The 1,137-nt window shown below is 63.2% G+C and carries 1 protein-coding gene; it reads right to left on the reverse strand.

The window, feature by feature from the left end; translation table 11 throughout:
- Nucleotides 1-50: 50 nt before the first annotated feature.
- Nucleotides 51-1,073: an IS5 family transposase gene (locus tag SLW56_RS20780; RefSeq protein WP_265531400.1), complete on the reverse strand. Its 1,023-nt coding sequence runs from the start codon at nucleotides 1,071-1,073 to the stop codon at nucleotides 51-53.
- Nucleotides 1,074-1,137: the final 64 nt, after the last annotated feature.

The raw sequence follows: 1,137 nt of genomic DNA on the forward strand, positions 1-1,137 counted from the left end.
TGATCGTGGTGGTTGGGAGGCTGAGGTGGCCGCTGGGCTACCTCAGCCGATCACGCTGGCACCATGGCCCGCTCCTGTAGCCGTGCCAGCCGCATCACGTTATGGCTGGCGACCTTCAGCCCGATCACCACCTTTGCCCGCGCCAAGCCGATGCAGCGTACGAACTTGCCGCCTTGTTGGGCCAAGCGCGCAAACGGGTGCTCGCCGAACACCCGATCCTTGGCAATTCGACGGTTCCGGCGCTTTGCTGCCTCGCTCAAGGGCTTGCGCGCATGCCCTTGATGTTGGATCGCGGGGCGGTAACCACGCCTTTTCAGGTCTGCTTCCCGCGCTGCATCGGCATACCCGCTATCGGCCCATACCGTGCGGCCGGTGTTGTCCGGGTCCAGCACCTGCTCGAAGTGACGGCTGTCGTGCACGTTGGCCGCGCTCACGTCGTAGCGGCGGATGAAGCCCCAGCGACGGTCCGTGCTGGCGTGCAGCTTGTAGCCGTAGAACGCCACCCCATGCTTCCTGGTCCAACGTGCCTGCATATCCTTCTGCGCACGCTTGGCATCGCTCCAGTCCTGGCCGACGTCATCGCCCTGCTTGATCTGCGCGTTCTCTTCGCGCGTGTTGCGCTGGATCGGAGCGCTGACGATGCTGGCGTCGATGATCTGACCGCCGCGGGCAATGAACCCGGCACGTTGCAATTGCTCACCGATCGCCGCGCTGATGTCGCCCATCAGATCCTTGGTCTTGAGCCGTTCGCGCCACACCCAGATTGTCTTGGCGTCGGGCACCTTGCCGCTGTGTTCCAGTCCGAGGAATTGCTGGAAGCTGCGCCGATCCAGCACCTGGTACTCCAGCGCATCGTCGGAGAGGTTGTACAACTGCTGCAACAGCAGCAGCTTGATCATCACCTGCGTCGGCCAAGCCGGACGGCCACCGCGCTTGCCAGTACCCAAGGACAGCTTCGCGTCTACGACGTGAGCAATCCCGGCAAAGTCGATATGCCGTGACAGCAGAGCCAGAGGATCGCCGATCTGCTGCCGCTTGGCTTCGCGTTCGTGGCCGGCAAACAGGCTGATCATCGTGGCGTCCTCGGCGTGTTCTCCAGACCAATGATGCCAAAGGCGGGGTTTTTAGAGGTGCCCT

It is taken from the genome of Xanthomonas sp. LF07-6 (assembly GCF_034105445.1).
GTDB lineage: Bacteria > Pseudomonadota > Gammaproteobacteria > Xanthomonadales > Xanthomonadaceae > Xanthomonas_A > Xanthomonas_A sontii.